Raw genomic sequence first — 14,205 nt, forward strand, 5'->3', positions numbered from 1 at the left:
TCGATGAAGACTCGGCCCGTCTCCGCTCCCCGTATAGAAATTGGTACGAAGAGTCCCCACTTAAATGGCACATGGGTGACAAGCAGTTGCCACATTTTCGTGAGAGCACCCCCAGAACAGGCCGAGAAGAGCCAAACCCTTCAGAAGCAATCCAATCCCGTGGAGGCCAATGTAACCGGCAGACAGCGCACTGAACTTATCCGAGCAAACCTTGACTTTCCGGGAGGGACCAGGAGCGCCGTGTGTTAATCACCTTCCGTCAGCGCTACCCCATTCGATTGAGCGCGTCTCGTCGGTCCTCGACAGGCACTTGGTCGTACTTCATCGTCGTCTGGGGGTTCTTATGGCGAAGCTGTGCCTTAGTTGCCGCCAAGTCCCTCTCTTTCGTCATGTAGGTTCCGACCGAGTGACGGATTGTGTACCACGACATTTTACGGTTCGCGGTTTCGATGTCAGCTTGGTCGCAGAGACGATGCAGGAGTCGTCTGAGACTGCTTGAGCTGTGTGGGTTACCATGGCTTGTCAACCATAGCGAATGGGTATCCTCATACCTCTCGTACTGCTCACGTTCCTCTAACCAGCGGGATAATGCGGTTGCTGTTCGGTCCGTGAGACTTACTGTCCAGTTCCCTTCGTTCTTGCTGGATTCGTCTTTAGGGATGCGGAGAACACCGTTTTTCGTATCCACCCACGCAGTCCGCGCATTACGCACTTCGTTAGGTCGGAGGCCAGCGTCAAGACTGGACCAAACGAGGGATGTAATCTCCCAACCATTCACTTCATCCCAGTCGTCGCGCGTTACCTCGTCGTAGTTCTTGTTGAGGGCATTCGAGATGTACAGCTTCCAGCCTTCCCTCTCGTTGGCTGTGAGAGTATCATAGGCAGGAATGTTTCCCTCGTTGAGTGCGGCTTGACGAATTTCGCGGCGTTCTTCTCGGGTGAGAAAATCCTGTGGTTGATGATTGCCACCAGAGCCGTCAAAGGAGTATTCAAACTCCCATTCGTCGCGTCCCTGCGTGTGTTGAAGCCACTTCGAGAAGTGCTGAAGTCCTTCTTGGGCCTTCCCCTTGACCGTCTGGCTTTTGTCTGAGAAAGCCAAGTGGTCCATGTACGCCGCTCCATCGTCAGCGTCAGGCGGATACTTGTACCCACCCTTCTGTTCCCATAGCCACAAGTCGAACCTCGCTGTTCGGTAGGCTGTCGAGTAAACGGTGTACGGCGAGTACCCTTCAGCCTTGTCAGGGTTCTTGCCAACTTTCAACAGCCATGACAAGAACCGGACTCGGTGGTCTCTATAGTCCACCAATTGCTTGTCGTTCAGTACTTCGTCATGCGATTTCGGGACCACTTTGATGGCCCGTTCGCTGTCCACCTCCACATTGGTGGAAATGGCACAGCGTGAGAGAGTGATGGGTAGTTCTGTCATCTTCCGTCTCCTGCCGATACGGAACTCGGGCAAGAGAGGCCCTCTCGTGCAAGGTATGAAGTGCGCGGGACCGGATTCGAACCGGCGGACTCCTACGAGACAGCGTCCTAAGCGCTGCGCCGTTGGCCTGGCTTGGCTACCCGCGCTCGTCCCTTCTTTCCCAACTCGCCACAAAGAACCTGTCGTTCTGTACGAGGGCTTTTGTAGGATGACGGCCAAGCCCTCGTCGTGTATCGCGCACGCGACCAGGTGGAGAACGAGGAGTGGCTGGCGCGCCTCCAGCAGACGGCCGACCGCCTCGACCTCGACGCGGCGGCACGGTCGCGCGCGGCCGACCTGTTCCTCTCGACCGTCGCGGAGAGCGGGGAGGCGGAGGACCGCTCGAAGCGCGCGGTAGCGGCCGCGAGCCTCTACGCGGGGTCGCTCATCGAGGGCGACCAGCGGTCCCAGCAGGCGGTCGCCGACGCCGCGGGGGTCGCGCGGCTCACCATCCAGCAGCGGTGGAAGACCATCCTCGAAGAAGCAGGGCTGGAACCGCCGTCGTGGTAGCTGCTCGGCGCTACTCGGTGCGCTGGGGTCGGCGGCCGTCGCGCTCCGGCGTGAGGTTGCCGTGCTCGTCGATCTCGCCCTCGACGATGCGGGTGCTGGAGATGATGTCGCCGTCCTCGGCCTCGACGTGGCCGACGACGACGATCTCGAGCGGGTCGAAGCCGCGCTCCTCGCGGATGTCGTTGATGCGCTTGCCGCCGTCCTTCGTCTCCGGCGAGACGATGAGCGCGTCGAACTGCTGCTCGGTGGCGATGCCCGTCGGTTCGTCGAGGCGTCGCACCTCGAACTCGCGGTCGTACTCCTCCGCGATGGACCGGAGCTCGTCTTCGAGGTCTGCTTTGCGCTCGTCGTAGGGGCGGACGTACCGGTCCACGTGTCGCGTCTTCGGTGCAAGTTCGTCGCTCGTCAATCCGACCGTCACGTCGCCCAGTTCGAACGCCCGCTCGAACAGCGCTCGATGGCCGTCGTGAACCGGGTCGAACGTTCCGCCCAGCGCCACGTCCATACCGCGGCGAAAGGCTGCGCGGGGTTTATCACCTTCGGAAACCCCTCGCGGACGCCTGACGTGTCCGAACGCCGACTCGTCGGTCTTCGAGACTGCGCCGGTGCCGCGACCCGCGGACTCGCCCTCGGCGCTCCGGATACGGGAGCCGAAACCGACAACCGCACCCGCGCCGAACCGGGAACCGGGTGACATCGAACTATGGGGGGATACCTGGTCGCGGTCGACGGTTCACCGGCGAGCAAGGACGCACTCAAGTACGCGCTGGACGTTGCGGGGGACACGGGAGCGGACGTGACGGCAGTCAACGTCGTCTCGCCCGAGCAGTTCTTCGTGGGCGGCGACGACCCGCCGGAGAGTTTCGCACAGGCGGACAGCGACCTGCTGCGGACGAGCGTCGAGGACGCCGAGGACAAAGGGCAGCAACTGCTCGACGAGGCGTCGGCCATCGCCGAACGGGCCGGGGCGGAGATAGAGACGGGCCTCCTCTACGGCGAACCCGTCGCGCGCATCACGGAGTACGCCGACGAGAACGACTTCGAGGCGATCTACGTCGGCCACCGCGGTGCCTCCGAGCAGTACGAGGGCCTGTTCGGTAGCGTCGCGAAGGAGATCGCCGGACGCGCGACGGTGCCGGTGACCGTCGTCCGCTGAGTGGGCGGAAACTGCGGCAGGCGGTATCCTGATACGGGACCGTGTCGATGCACTCGCTATGGACGTAGTAATAACGCCATCGACGCTCTCGGGAACGGCGCGGGCACCGCCGTCGAAGAGCTACACGCACCGCGCGATCCTGGCGGCCGGGTACTCCGGCGGCGCGCTGGTGTACGACCCGCTGGTCAGCGCGGACACGAAGGCGACGATGCAGGCGGTCGACCTGCTCGGCGGCGACGTCATCGAGACCGGCGACGGCGACGTCGAGGTCACCGGGTTCGACGGCCGCCCCGACGTGCCGCCGGACGTCGTCGAATGCGCCAACAGCGGGACCACGATGCGACTGCTTACGGGGGCGGCCGCGCTCGCCGATGGCATCACGGTACTGACGGGCGACGAATCGCTGCGGTCCCGGCCCCACGGACCGCTGCTCCCTGCCATCGAGGACCTCGGCGGGCGTGCCGAGAGCACGCGCGGCAACGGCCAGGCACCGCTCGTCGTCGAGGGCCCCATCGAGGGCGGGACCGTCTCGATGCCGGGCGACGTCTCCTCGCAGTTCGTCACGTCGCTGTTGATGGCGGGCGCGCTCGTCGACGACGGTATCGAGATCGAACTCGAGACGGAACTGAAGTCCGCACCGTACGTCGACATCACGGTCGAACTGCTGGACGCGTTCGGAGTCGACGCCGGCGAGACGGATGACGGCTACCGCGTCGAGGGCGGCCAGTTCTACGAGCCGACGGACGGGGAGTACCACGTCCCGGGCGACTTCTCCTCCATCTCCTACCTGCTGGCGGCGGGCGCGGTCGCTGCGGACGAGGACGAGGACGTGCGCGTCGAGAGCGCGTACCCGAGCGCGCAGGGCGACACCGCCATCGTCTCCATCCTCGAGCGGATGGGCGCGGACGTGGACTGGAACCGCACCGACGGCGTGGCGACGGTCGGTCGCTCCGACCTCTCGGGCGTGGACGTGGACGTTGGCGACACGCCGGACCTGCTTCCGACCGTCGCGGCGCTCGGCGCGATCGCAGACGGCGAGACGCGCATCGTCAACTGCGAACACGTCCGTTACAAGGAGACCGACCGCGTCTCGGTGATGGCCGACGAACTGGCGACGCTCGGCGCGGCCGTCGAGGAGCGCGAGGACGAACTCCTCGTCCGCGGCGGCGAATCCGACCTCCAGGGCGGGACCGTCGACGGCCACGCCGACCACCGCATCGTGATGGCGCTGGCGGTCGCGGCGCTCGCGGCCGACGGACCGACGACCCTCACCGGGGCGGAGCACGTCGACGTGTCGTTCCCCGACTTCTTCGAGGTGCTCTACGACCTGGGCGCCGATATCGACCGCTGACCCGGTCCGGTCGCCTCGGCGCACGGAAGGCACCGCCGACATATGCACATTCTTGCGTAATAGACTTGCCTCGAGAGCCAAAATAGGCACGAATCCGAATATTCAAGGGCGTCGGCGTTCCAGGCTCCGCCAATGACGAAGGTCATCGACGGTAACGCCGTCGCGGAGCAGATACGTTCGGAACTCGAAGGCAGCGTCGAGACGCTCGCGGACGCGGGTTCGCGGCCGGGCCTGGCGACCGTGCTGATGAGCGAGGACCCGGCGAGCGAGACGTACGTCTCGATGAAGCAGCGCGACTGCGACGAGGTCGGTATCGAGGGCATCCACGTCGAGATCGACGCGGACGCTCCGGCCCAGGAGCTGTACGACACGGTCGAGGACCTGAACGCGGACGAGGACGTCCACGGCATCCTCGTCCAGATGCCCGTCCCCGACCACGTGGACCAGCGGACGGTCCTCCGGACCGTCGCCCCGGAGAAGGACGTCGACGGCTTCCACCCCGAGAACGTCGGTCGCCTCGTCGCGGGCGACGCGCGGTTCAAGCCCTGCACGCCCCACGGCGTCCAGAAGTTGCTCGAGCACGCCGACGTCGAGACGGACGGCGCGGAGGCCGTCGTCGTCGGCCGCTCGATGATCGTCGGCAAGCCGATGGCGAACCTCCTCGTCCAGAAGGAGCCGCTCGGCAACGCGACGACGACGGTCTGTCACTCCCACACCGGAGACCTGGCAGCGCACACTCGCGAGGCCGACATCGTCGTCGCGGCCGCCGGCGTCCCGGAGATGATCGACGGCTCGATGCTGAAGGAGGGCGCGACCGTCGTCGACGTGGGCGTCAACCGCGTGGACGTCTCCGAACGACGTTCGGAGGGCAGTCAGACGGAGTCTGACGAGGCCGACACCGAGAAGGGCTACGAACTCGTCGGCGACGTCGACTTCGAGTCCGCGAAGGAGACCGCCGGCGCCATCACGCCCGTCCCCGGCGGCGTCGGCCCCATGACCCGCGCCATGCTGCTGTACAACACCGTGAAGGCGGCCGGCCAGCAGGAAGGCGTCGACGTCGACCTGCCCTGACGCCGGACTGGTAGTGGACCCGAACAGTGCGACGGTCGAACTCCGCTATCCTCGCCGCTCGAGTCGTTCCGTCGGAACGCGAATCTACTGCTCGGCGACGCGGTCGAGGCGGTCCCGCGCCCGGCCCAGCGCGTCCTCGTCGTCCTCGCGCAGGTAGTCCGCGAGTTCGCGCGCGGCCGTGACGAGCGACTCGGCCGTCTGGGGCGCGACGTCCCCCTCCAGGGCGCGGACGCGCCGGACGTGCTCGCCCAGCGTCTCCAGGGCGGACCGGCCGGCACCGTCGCGGTCGTTGTCGTCCGTCCACTTCGTCGCGTCGCGGTGGTACTCCTGGAGGGCGTCGCCGACCGCGAGCCCGCGCACCTCGTGCATCGATTCGGGAACCTCAGCGGGGTCGGGGCGCTCGCCCACGTCCGCGCCGCGGAGCAGCGAGAGGAAGTACAGCTCTTCGTCGTCGGTCGGGTCGAATGCCCGCCCGAACACGTCGGCGGCGTGGCGAAGCTCCTGGGCCGCGAGGTAGGTGTCGTCCAGCGTCGCGAGGTCGCCGGCGTGGATGAACCCGCGCTTGCGGACGTACTCGCGGGTGCGGTCGCCGGCGTCGGCCGCGACCTCGCGCATCGGGCGGGCGTCCACCGCCTCGCGGACCTCGCTCAGGTCGAGCGTCGCCGGGCTGTCCGTGTGTTCACGGCGCTCGTCGTCGAGACCGACGCTACGCAGGCTCTCGCAGTCCGGGCAGGCGACGCTGCCCGTCTCGTAGTACGACCACCGCGTCCCGCAGTCCTTGCACTCGCGCTGACCGCGAACTTTCATACCCAGTCGTTGTTCCGCTGCCCTGAAAACGTTCACGTGCCGGCCGGCAACGGTCGCCGGCACTGCCGCCGTTCGACGCGCGTCGCGGCGACCGGTTCCCCCGCGGGAAGCCCTAAATCCGTCGAGTCCCAATCGTCGTGTATGGCCACCGAAGACCCCGCGACGGACGAACCGAGCGACGCCGAGGCCGCGACCCGGGTCGTCGTCTCCTACCCGGAGGACCTGAGCGACTGGGGGCGGTTCCAGGTGGAGAAGCCGTCGTTCCGAGCGTTCCTCCGGAAGACGCGCGGCGAACTCCGGGAGGGCGACCAGTGGGAGGAGTTCGTCGGCGTCGGCTGCTGTGGCAACACGCTCGACGTCCCGCTCCGCATCGAGGCCGTCGAGGGCGGCGACCGCATGGGGCCCGACACCGATGTCGAGTACGAGGTCCGCGAGGCCTGCGGCATCGAAGGGGGGTGGCAGGTCCAGAGCGCCGGCGGACCGAACGAGGTCTAGAACCGCTCGGCGAGGAACGATTCGACGCGATCGCGCGACGGCGCGGTCCGCGCACCTTCGGCCTGCGAGGCGAGCGCGCCGCAGGCGTTGGCGAACTCCAGTGCGCGCTCGTAGTCGTACTCTCCCTTCTCCTCGAGCAGGACGGCGAGGAAGCCGGCGGCGAAGGCGTCGCCGGCGCCGGTCGTGTCGACCGTCTCGACGCCGAATCCCGGATGGGTGTACATCCCCGACGGCGTGTCGACCTGTGCGCCGTCGCTGCCGTGTTTGATGACGACGACGCGTCCGTCGAGTTCCGACGAGGGGTGTTCGAGGTCGCTGTCCAGTAGCGTCGCCGCCTCGCGGTCGTTCAGGAAGACCACGTCGGAGTAGGCGAGCGCCGCCGAGAAGTCGCGCTGGTCGAGTCGACGGCCGGGGTCGAAGCTGACGGTGAGGCCGGCCGCCGTGGCGACGTCGGCGAGGTGCGCCGCGGTCGCCGGACGCTGACTCGTCAGGTGGAGGTGGTCGGCCGAGGTCACGTAGCCCGGGTCGACGTCGTCGGGCGCGACGGCCTCGTTCGCCCCGTCGTTGCCGAGAACCATCACCTCGCCCGCGTCGTCGACGACGAGGTACTTGGTCGTCGTTTCCGTCCCCTCGACGTCGAGCAGGTGCGACGCGTCCACGCCGGCGGCGTCGAGTTCCCGGCGGACCAGCATGCCGTGCTCGTCGGTTCCGACGCTACCCACGACGCCGGACGGGACGTCCATCCCCGCCAGCGCGACGGCGACGTTCGCGGCGCTGCCGCCACCCGAGCGCCGCTGGGAGGTGATGCGCGCCTCCCCGTCCGGGTCCGGGAGCGCGTCCACCCGGAGGGTCACGTCCCAGTTGACGTGACCCGCTGTGACTACCTCGACCATGGGTACAGGGTCGGCATACCTTCGGGGTACGCGGTCGGCGGTAAAAAGTCCCCGTGGCTCGCCGCCTGACGGCGACGCTTGCGCCGGCGGGCGATAGTCCGTCTCACCCCGTGATGGCGAACAGGAGAAGGTTGTGCGCGCCGGGACCGAGGCCGACGGCCCCGATGAGGCCGAGCAGGAGATAGCCCTCGCTCGGCTCCTCGGCCACGTAGTCGGCGAACAGCAGGACGACGAACTCTGCGATGGCGACCTTCACGAGCACGAACAGCCAGCCGACGCCGATGACGTCCGCCGTCGGCAGGGCGTGTGCGACGTCGAGGATGGCCCGTGAGACGGGCGTCCGCTCGCCGAAACCCAGCACGTCGATGCCGACCGCGGTCGAGACGGCGTCGAGCGAGTGACCGAAGAGCACGAGCGCGCCCACCGCGCCCGTGACGACAGCGACGTCGGGGAAGGCCTGGCGTGTCCCGGCCCACAGCATGCCCGTGAGGACGACGGCGACCACGAGCGCAACGAACGGCCAGAGCAGGCGCAGGCTGTCGTTCGCGACGGCGTACCAGAACGCGACCCCGACCACGGGCAGCATCGCGACGACCCCAGTCACGCCGAGCGTCGTCTCGACCGGGATGGAGTCCTGCCGGAGCGCGAGCAGCCACACCAGGCCTGCGACGGCGAACGTCGTCAGGTACACCGACGGCGTCCCGAGCAGCGGGCGGACGACCGCCGGCGCGAACTGCACCTGGTAGAGCACGTGGAGGCTCGCCCCGACCACGACCCAGGGGGCAAACGCGACGACGGTGCGCTCGCGCACGGTCGGCGTCGCACGCCAGAGCAAGCCTCCGACGACTCCCACCGCCAGCAAGATTCCGAGCAGGTACGGCAGCGGCGGGAGCGCGAACCCTGAGGGAAGTACCATGTGCCGACAAGCGCATGGGGGTCGGGAAAGGTTTGTGGTCGCCCGCGCGGGAACCTGACCGTCGACCTGATCGCATCGAGTCGCCCGCCGGCAGGAGGGAATCGCGGGTCGGCGACGAGACGCCTCCTGGTCAACTCTCCTCCCACGGCTCCCCGCCCTGCTGGTCCCCGAACAGTTCCCGCATCAGGGTGACGATGCTCTCGGGCGGGAACTGCCCGCGCTCGGTGACGATGGCGTCGACGTACCGCGGCGGCGTCACGTCGAAGGCCGGGTTCTCGACGGTGACGTCGCCGACCTCCTCGTGCTCCGCGGGCGAGAGCACCTCTTCCTCGTCGCGCATCTCGATCTCGACGGTGTGGCCCGTCATCGTCGCCGGGTGGAGCTTCAGCGTCTGCGCCGCGACCATGATGGGGACGCCGCGCTCGCGGGCGTTCACCGCGAGCCCGGAGGTACCGATCTTGTTGACGACGCTGCCGTCCGCGGCGATGGAGTCCGCACCGACGAGGACGTGGTCCGCGTCGTCGAGGTACCGGCGCGCGGCGTTGTCGACGACGAGCGTCACCGGGACGCCCCACTCGCGGAGCTGGCGGGCGGTGATGTGGCCCTGCTTGCGCGGGCGCGTCTCCTTGACGATGGCCGACAGCTCCTTTCCGTCGTCGAGCGCGTGGCGGACGCAGGAGAGGGCGTCCGTCGAGTGGCAGTGGGTCATGACGGTGTCGCCGTCTCGGAGACGGTTCGCGCCGATCTGGCCGAGGTTCTCCTGGGCGCGGTCGAGCTCGTACCGGAACTCCGTGACGCTCGACTCGACGCTCGCACGTAGCCCCGCGACGGTGTCGCCCGACATGTCCCGGAGGACGTACCGAAGGGCGTTCGGGAGGCTGACGGCCGTCGGGCGCGTCTCGTGGAGGCGACGGGCGGCGGCGCGCATCTCCGCCCGGAACGCCGTCGGCGTCTCGGCCTCGCTGGCCGCAGCCTGCTCCCCCAGTGCGGCCGCGGCGGCGTCCGCGATGGCCGCCGCGCCGCGGACCTCCATCGATGCGATGTCCTCGGCGGCGTCGGCGACGGCGGGGTGGATGTCGCGGTCCATGCCCGAACGTAGGTCGCCTGGTGCGTAAAAATGGTGCCCCGGACGCGGTGTGCCCTGGACGTGGTCGAGTGCATCCCCGAGAGACGGAGCGTCGACCGAAGGCTGGGGTGGCCGACCGCAGATAACTACCAAACATACACAAACATTTTTGTATGCCTACCAGGTATTGGTGGGTACGATGAGCACGACAGCCAGTCCCGACGTGGAACACGCCATCGACCGCTGCCGACCCGCGGACGTGACGCCCGTGACCCTCGACGCCGACGCACTCCCGGGTTCCCGCGACGGACTGCGGGAGCTCCAGAGCGCGCTCGATTCGAACGACCTCGTCCCGGCCGCCGTCACCGTCGAGGCCCGCTTCGACGAACCGTGCTCGTACGCGACCCAGGACGAAGCCGACCGCGTCCGCGAGTGCGTCCGCTCGGCGGCGTTCCTCGGTGCCGGGACGGTCACGGTCGAGTTCGACGGCGTCGCGGACGAGTCGAAGGTCCGACCCGCGCTGGCCGCCGTTCGCGAGCGCGCCCGCCGCGAGGGCGTGACCCTCGAAATCGACGGTCCGCTCACGCTGGAGTAGCTCCCTCCGCCCGCGCGCAGGGTTCGTCTATGCGGTCTCCTCCTCTGTACGTCTCCTCCTTCGACGTTTGCTGTCCGTCTCGCTTCCGTCCGGTTCGGACAGCGGAGCGCCGACGTCTCGGTGGCACTTGCGTTCAGACCGGCACGAAATCTTTTTGCGGCACGGTCGACCTTCCACAATATGGTCGAAGGATGGAACGTCGACAGGTCGCGTGCCGCCTGGTGGACCATCGGCGCCGCCCTCGCCGCTGCAGCGTTGTTCGTCGTCTACTCCTTCATCGGAACGTTCGTCTTCGGCATCTTCATCTACTACTCGACGAGGCCGGTGTACAAGCGGCTCAAACGCCGGGTGCGGCCGCCGAGTCTCGCGGCCGCCGTCGCGCTGCTCGCTCTCGCCCTGCCGGCGATACTGCTGATGGTGTACACCGCCGCCATCGGCGTCCAGGAGCTCAGTAACTTCGTCAACCGGACCGACCTGACACAGCTCCCCGCACCGGTCCAGCAGTACGTTGACGTCTCCGAACTCGTCCGCCGGCCAGCGACCATCCTCGACGGCGAGGCGGACACAAGGCTCGTCCAGGACCTGGTCGATCCGGCGCTGTCGTACGTCGGTCTCATCGGTAACGGCGCGCTGCACCTGTTCGTGATGATCGCCATCGCGTTCTACCTGCTCCGGGACGACCACAAGCTCTCGCGGTGGTTCCGGCGCACGTTCTCGGACGCCGACGGCGTCCTCGACACCTACGTGAGCCGCGTCGACACCGACTTCAACAGCATCTTCTTCGGCAACATCCTCAACGCGCTGCTGACCGGCACCATCGGCGCCATCTCCTACAACCTGCTCGACTACGCCGCACCGGCTGGTCTCGGCATCCCCTATCCGACGCTCCTCGGTCTGCTGACCGGCGTCGCCAGTCTCATCCCCGTCGTCGGTATGAAGCTCGTCTACTTCCCGACGACCGCCGCCGTCGTCACCGAGGCGATAGTGCTCGACGACCCCAGCGCCCTCTGGTTCCCCATCGTCTTCTTCCTCGTCTCGCTCGTCATCGTCGACACAATCCCAGACCTGGTCCTGCGCCCCTACGTCTCCGGGCGCAACCTCCACGTCGGCATGGTGATGCTCGCGTACATCTTCGGCCCGCTGCTGTTCGGCTGGTACGGCATCTTCCTCGGGCCGATGATACTCGTACTCGTCGTCCACTTCGCGAAGATCGTGCTGCCGGAACTGCTCGCCGGCCAGCCGATAAAGCCGTGGGCGGTCGACCCGACGTACCTGCAGAACGCGAACCGGCGTTCGATGCCGGAGGCGTCGCCCGGCCCCGACGACCCGTCCGGCGGCCCACCGGAGCGGGAGACACCGGTCGAGGAACGCGAAGCAGAGCCGACACCGACCCCCGGCGACGCTCCCGACGCGGAACCCCCGTCGGAGACGTCCGGGGCGACGCTCCAATCGACGTCAGATCGGCAGGACACCTCCCCCACGAACGACGACCCGGATGCGTAGCGCGCCGTCTGCTCAGAGGTCGATCAGCCGTTCCTCCCACTCCCGGCGAACCTTCAGTGCGTGTTCGCCGCGCTCCGTGAGCGTGTAGTAGTTCGTTCGTTCGTCGCGGTCGCCCTTCTCGACCATCCCCTCCTCGACCAGCGTGTCGAGGTTCGGGTAAAGGCGGCCGTGGTGGACGTTCGTGTCGTAGTACTCCTCCAGTCCCTCCTTGATTGCGAGGCCGTGGGGGTCGCCGTGACTGGCGATGACGTACAGCGCGTCACGCTGGAAGCCCGTCAGCTCGTGCATCGTTACACCAATATCGTATAGAATAAAAATAAATATACCGGTGCAGAAATAACGCCGGCCGACGTCCTATCGCCCGCCCGGTTCGACGAAGAGCGACGCGGTCGCTGACCACCGGATTAGACAGTATCGAACCGTGACAGCAGAACGCTGCTGTCGCTCGAATCGAAGCATTCGAAAGGAAAGCGGAACACGCGGGGGCGAAAAGACCCCGCGTAACCGCTTGCCGCCCTGAATTGGTCCCCGCTGACGCTTCGGCCCTCCAAAGCGAAGCGTCACCTGATACAAAACGACCCAACATAATAAAGGTAACGCCAACGGTAAGCCGTGCGGGATACCGGTCCGTGTTCAGATGTGTTCCTCCTCCAGCACCCACCCGAGGGCGCGCTTGTAGTAGGTGAACATCTCCTCGACACCCCTGTGGCGCATCTCGTCGCTGTCGAGGTGTTCCTGGAGGAACTCGTACTGCTCGCGGATCTCTTCTTCGTCCCTCATGGGGGGTTCTTCGAAGTCGTCGCACATGAGTTGTCGGGATGACGTCCGCCCGTCACGCGGACGCGTACCGCTACTTTCGGTCGAGGCGCGAGAGGCCGTGCCAGATGGCGTCGACCAGCCGTCTCTCTCCACTTCCCTCGGCGTCGTCCCACCCGCGGGCCAGCGCGTCCTCGAGCACCGCGAGGTCGTGGTTCTCGAAGTTGTTCATCCCGCGGAACGACTCCAGCGCGTCGCGGTCCTCGTCGTCGAACGTCTCCGACGGCGTCTGGTCGTCCCCCTCGTAGAATCCGAGGTCGGCCAGCGTCTCGGTGACCGCCGCGGCCGCCTCTCCGGTCAGCTCGCGCATCTCCTCGGGGTCCTCGCGCTCCAGCAAGGTCACGTCGTATATCTTGAACACCCGCTCCAGTTCGTCGATGGGCGACTCGTGGTCGTCGACGCGCACGTCGATCCAGCGGTCGTTCTTCCCGTCGTACCCGCCCTCGGGCTTGACGACGTAGAGCGCGGCGCTCTGCTCGCCGCGCTTGTCGCCGCCCGCCTCGTTGCCCGCGTGCAGTGCTGCGATGAGTCGCTCCGGGAGGCCAATGCCGTCGTCTTCACCTGTTCCCGCGTCCCGTGGCGACGCGCTCTCTTCCGCGTCCCGTGGCGACGCGCTCTCTTCCGCGTCCCGTGGCGACGCGCCTGCTTCGAACGCCTCGGCCATCGCCTCCAGGGTTGCACGGTTCTCGAGGATGTTCCCCTGGACGGTGTAGTGTTCGCCCTGCAGGTCGCCGGCGTAGTCGAAACACTCCTCGCCGGTGAACGCCGCGACCGAGCCGTCCTGCCCGACGACGCCGACCTGCCGCTGTTCGGCCTCGGAGTCCTCGCTCGTCAGTTCGTCGACGACCTCCGCGGCGGTGGCCCCGTCCCGCAGGAGGTCGAGGCCGTCCGGTCCGTACGCGACGTTGGCGAAGCTCTGCGTGGCGACGGCGCCGGCGTCGGCGCTGGCGAAGGGGACGACGGCGCCGACGCCGACGAACTTCGACTGGACGGCGACGCCGACCGCGTCGCTGTCGGGGTCGCGCGCGACGATGGAGAACGTCGAGGGTCGTGGCATACGACGACCGTCGGACGCCACGACGAAAAGCGTTCAGTTGCCGGCGACCGTACCGTCAGTCGTCCGCGTGCGCGTCACCCCCCGCCGCGTTGCAAGCGTCCGTCCCGCAGTCGCCCCGCTTCCGCGCGGTGAGCGGCTGACGCGCGACCAGTTCGCAGTCGAAGGCGGGATGCTCCGCGAAGTGGTGGACGAGCATGTGCCGACGACTGCCCGTCAGCCCCGTCTCCCCGACCGTCTCGGCAGTGAACTCGCGGGGGAGGCTGTCGTACCGCCGGACGAGCGCCTCGAAGCTCTCGAACACCTTGCGATGGCCCGACGCGTCGGCACTGCAGCGCGAGACGACGTAGCTGCCGTCGTCGCGGCGCTCGCCGGCCGTGTGCAGGAACTCCCGGCGCTCGGTGAGCACTCGGCCCAGTTCTTCGCGCAACCCGTCGGCGTCATCGCGGGACAGCCTCAGCGTCTCGCCGCCGACAGTCACCTCGACGGCGTCGCCCGTTCGCACGG

General features: G+C 67.4%; 17 protein-coding genes and 1 tRNA gene. 7 read left to right on the top strand and 11 right to left on the bottom strand.

From position 1 onward, the window contains the following. Positions 1-265: 265 nt before the first annotated feature. Together NKT36_RS02220 and NKT36_RS02225 are read right to left on the bottom strand one after the other, a co-directional pair. A complete protein-coding gene (locus NKT36_RS02220) occupies positions 266-1,426 on the bottom strand; it encodes a tyrosine-type recombinase/integrase (protein WP_327052318.1) in 1,161 nt (386 codons plus the stop codon). 61 nt (positions 1,427-1,487) lie between these two features. Further along, a tRNA-Leu gene (locus NKT36_RS02225) sits at positions 1,488-1,572 on the bottom strand. Between the two features lie 82 nt (positions 1,573-1,654). Here NKT36_RS02225 and NKT36_RS02230 point away from each other — a divergent pair. Then, positions 1,655-1,975 carry a transcription initiation factor IIB family protein gene (locus NKT36_RS02230; RefSeq protein ID WP_327052319.1) on the top strand — a complete coding sequence of 107 codons (321 nt, stop codon included), beginning with the start codon at positions 1,655-1,657 and terminating at the stop codon, positions 1,973-1,975. A 10-nt stretch (positions 1,976-1,985) separates the two neighbouring features. On the opposite strand, the gene NKT36_RS02235 is transcribed toward NKT36_RS02230, so the two are convergent. Next, positions 1,986-2,480, bottom strand: coding sequence for a phosphopantetheine adenylyltransferase (locus NKT36_RS02235; RefSeq protein ID WP_327052320.1), 495 nt, complete (start codon positions 2,478-2,480; stop codon positions 1,986-1,988). Between the two features lie 198 nt (positions 2,481-2,678). Here NKT36_RS02235 and NKT36_RS02240 point away from each other — a divergent pair, with 198 nt between their 5' ends. From NKT36_RS02240 to NKT36_RS02250, 3 genes are all read left to right on the top strand, one after another. Continuing rightward, positions 2,679-3,131: a universal stress protein gene (locus NKT36_RS02240; RefSeq protein ID WP_327052321.1), complete on the top strand. Its 453-nt coding sequence runs from the start codon at positions 2,679-2,681 to the stop codon at positions 3,129-3,131. Between the two features lie 58 nt (positions 3,132-3,189). Next, positions 3,190-4,482 (top strand): 3-phosphoshikimate 1-carboxyvinyltransferase, encoded by a 1,293-nt coding sequence (gene aroA, locus NKT36_RS02245; RefSeq protein WP_327052322.1) that lies wholly within the window; start codon positions 3,190-3,192, stop codon positions 4,480-4,482. 132 nt (positions 4,483-4,614) lie between these two features. Next, positions 4,615-5,553 carry a bifunctional methylenetetrahydrofolate dehydrogenase/methenyltetrahydrofolate cyclohydrolase gene (locus NKT36_RS02250; protein WP_327052323.1) on the top strand — a complete coding sequence of 313 codons (939 nt, stop codon included), beginning with the start codon at positions 4,615-4,617 and terminating at the stop codon, positions 5,551-5,553. 84 nt (positions 5,554-5,637) lie between these two features. Here NKT36_RS02250 and NKT36_RS02255 read toward each other — a convergent pair whose 3' ends face one another. Next, positions 5,638-6,360, bottom strand: a complete 723-nt coding sequence (locus NKT36_RS02255) for a DUF7117 family protein (protein WP_327052324.1) — start codon at positions 6,358-6,360, stop codon at positions 5,638-5,640. Between the two features lie 141 nt (positions 6,361-6,501). Between NKT36_RS02255 and NKT36_RS02260 the strand changes: the two genes are divergently transcribed. Then, complete coding sequence (locus tag NKT36_RS02260) at positions 6,502-6,855, top strand: hypothetical protein (protein WP_327052325.1); 354 nt, start codon at positions 6,502-6,504, stop codon at positions 6,853-6,855. Here the strand turns inward: NKT36_RS02260 and NKT36_RS02265 are convergent. From NKT36_RS02265 to NKT36_RS02275, 3 genes are all read right to left on the bottom strand, one after another. Continuing rightward, positions 6,852-7,748 carry a carbohydrate kinase family protein gene (locus tag NKT36_RS02265; protein WP_327052326.1) on the bottom strand — a complete coding sequence of 299 codons (897 nt, stop codon included), beginning with the start codon at positions 7,746-7,748 and terminating at the stop codon, positions 6,852-6,854. The genes NKT36_RS02260 and NKT36_RS02265 overlap by 4 nt on opposite strands. A 103-nt stretch (positions 7,749-7,851) precedes the next feature. Further along, the gene (locus tag NKT36_RS02270; protein ID WP_327052327.1) at positions 7,852-8,664 is read right to left on the bottom strand and encodes a DUF63 family protein; all 813 of its coding nucleotides are present in this window, start codon (positions 8,662-8,664) and stop codon (positions 7,852-7,854) included. Between the two features lie 130 nt (positions 8,665-8,794). Then, on the bottom strand, positions 8,795-9,751 hold the full coding sequence (locus NKT36_RS02275; protein ID WP_327052328.1) for a ribose 1,5-bisphosphate isomerase: 957 nt from the start codon (positions 9,749-9,751) through the stop codon (positions 8,795-8,797). A gap of 178 nt (positions 9,752-9,929) precedes the next feature. Here NKT36_RS02275 and NKT36_RS02280 point away from each other — a divergent pair, with 178 nt between their 5' ends. Together NKT36_RS02280 and NKT36_RS02285 are read left to right on the top strand one after the other, a co-directional pair. Next, positions 9,930-10,325, top strand: a complete 396-nt coding sequence (locus tag NKT36_RS02280; RefSeq protein ID WP_327052329.1) for a hypothetical protein — start codon at positions 9,930-9,932, stop codon at positions 10,323-10,325. A gap of 180 nt (positions 10,326-10,505) precedes the next feature. Further along, positions 10,506-11,828, top strand: a complete 1,323-nt coding sequence (locus tag NKT36_RS02285; RefSeq protein WP_327052330.1) for an AI-2E family transporter — start codon at positions 10,506-10,508, stop codon at positions 11,826-11,828. A gap of 12 nt (positions 11,829-11,840) precedes the next feature. Here NKT36_RS02285 and NKT36_RS02290 read toward each other — a convergent pair whose 3' ends face one another. The 4 genes from NKT36_RS02290 to NKT36_RS02305 form a co-directional block, all read right to left on the bottom strand. Beyond that, entirely contained in the window at positions 11,841-12,116 is a 276-nt protein-coding gene (locus NKT36_RS02290; RefSeq protein WP_327052331.1) for a PadR family transcriptional regulator, read from the bottom strand. Between the two features lie 345 nt (positions 12,117-12,461). Beyond that, positions 12,462-12,608 carry a hypothetical protein gene (locus NKT36_RS02295; protein WP_327052332.1) on the bottom strand — a complete coding sequence of 49 codons (147 nt, stop codon included), beginning with the start codon at positions 12,606-12,608 and terminating at the stop codon, positions 12,462-12,464. Positions 12,609-12,678: 70 nt separating this feature from the next. Then, positions 12,679-13,701, bottom strand: a complete 1,023-nt coding sequence (locus NKT36_RS02300) for a DUF1028 domain-containing protein (protein ID WP_327052333.1) — start codon at positions 13,699-13,701, stop codon at positions 12,679-12,681. A gap of 55 nt (positions 13,702-13,756) precedes the next feature. Next, positions 13,757-14,203, bottom strand: a complete 447-nt coding sequence (locus NKT36_RS02305) for a DUF7528 family protein (protein ID WP_327052334.1) — start codon at positions 14,201-14,203, stop codon at positions 13,757-13,759. Positions 14,204-14,205 lie beyond the last annotated feature (2 nt).

The sequence above is a fragment of the Halomicrococcus gelatinilyticus genome (assembly GCA_024227995.1).
Classification (GTDB): Archaea; Halobacteriota; Halobacteria; order Halobacteriales; family Haladaptataceae; genus Halomicrococcus; species Halomicrococcus gelatinilyticus.

What these genes read in the sequence shown, in the direction of transcription:
- NKT36_RS02220 (WP_327052318.1), bottom strand. Translation starts at nt 1,426, where the DNA reads ATGACAGAACTACCCATCACTCTCTCACGCTGTGCCATTTCCACCAAT.
- NKT36_RS02235 (WP_327052320.1), bottom strand. Translation starts at nt 2,480, where the DNA reads ATGGACGTGGCGCTGGGCGGAACGTTCGACCCGGTTCACGACGGCCAT.
- NKT36_RS02240 (WP_327052321.1), top strand. Translation starts at nt 2,679, where the DNA reads ATGGGGGGATACCTGGTCGCGGTCGACGGTTCACCGGCGAGCAAGGAC.
- aroA (WP_327052322.1), top strand. Translation starts at nt 3,190, where the DNA reads ATGGACGTAGTAATAACGCCATCGACGCTCTCGGGAACGGCGCGGGCA.
- NKT36_RS02250 (WP_327052323.1), top strand. Translation starts at nt 4,615, where the DNA reads ATGACGAAGGTCATCGACGGTAACGCCGTCGCGGAGCAGATACGTTCG.
- NKT36_RS02255 (WP_327052324.1), bottom strand. Translation starts at nt 6,360, where the DNA reads ATGAAAGTTCGCGGTCAGCGCGAGTGCAAGGACTGCGGGACGCGGTGG.
- NKT36_RS02260 (WP_327052325.1), top strand. Translation starts at nt 6,502, where the DNA reads ATGGCCACCGAAGACCCCGCGACGGACGAACCGAGCGACGCCGAGGCC.
- NKT36_RS02265 (WP_327052326.1), bottom strand. Translation starts at nt 7,748, where the DNA reads ATGGTCGAGGTAGTCACAGCGGGTCACGTCAACTGGGACGTGACCCTC.
- NKT36_RS02270 (WP_327052327.1), bottom strand. Translation starts at nt 8,664, where the DNA reads ATGGTACTTCCCTCAGGGTTCGCGCTCCCGCCGCTGCCGTACCTGCTC.
- NKT36_RS02275 (WP_327052328.1), bottom strand. Translation starts at nt 9,751, where the DNA reads ATGGACCGCGACATCCACCCCGCCGTCGCCGACGCCGCCGAGGACATC.
- NKT36_RS02280 (WP_327052329.1), top strand. Translation starts at nt 9,930, where the DNA reads ATGAGCACGACAGCCAGTCCCGACGTGGAACACGCCATCGACCGCTGC.
- NKT36_RS02285 (WP_327052330.1), top strand. Translation starts at nt 10,506, where the DNA reads ATGGTCGAAGGATGGAACGTCGACAGGTCGCGTGCCGCCTGGTGGACC.
- NKT36_RS02290 (WP_327052331.1), bottom strand. Translation starts at nt 12,116, where the DNA reads ATGCACGAGCTGACGGGCTTCCAGCGTGACGCGCTGTACGTCATCGCC.
- NKT36_RS02295 (WP_327052332.1), bottom strand. Translation starts at nt 12,608, where the DNA reads ATGAGGGACGAAGAAGAGATCCGCGAGCAGTACGAGTTCCTCCAGGAA.
- NKT36_RS02300 (WP_327052333.1), bottom strand. Translation starts at nt 13,701, where the DNA reads ATGCCACGACCCTCGACGTTCTCCATCGTCGCGCGCGACCCCGACAGC.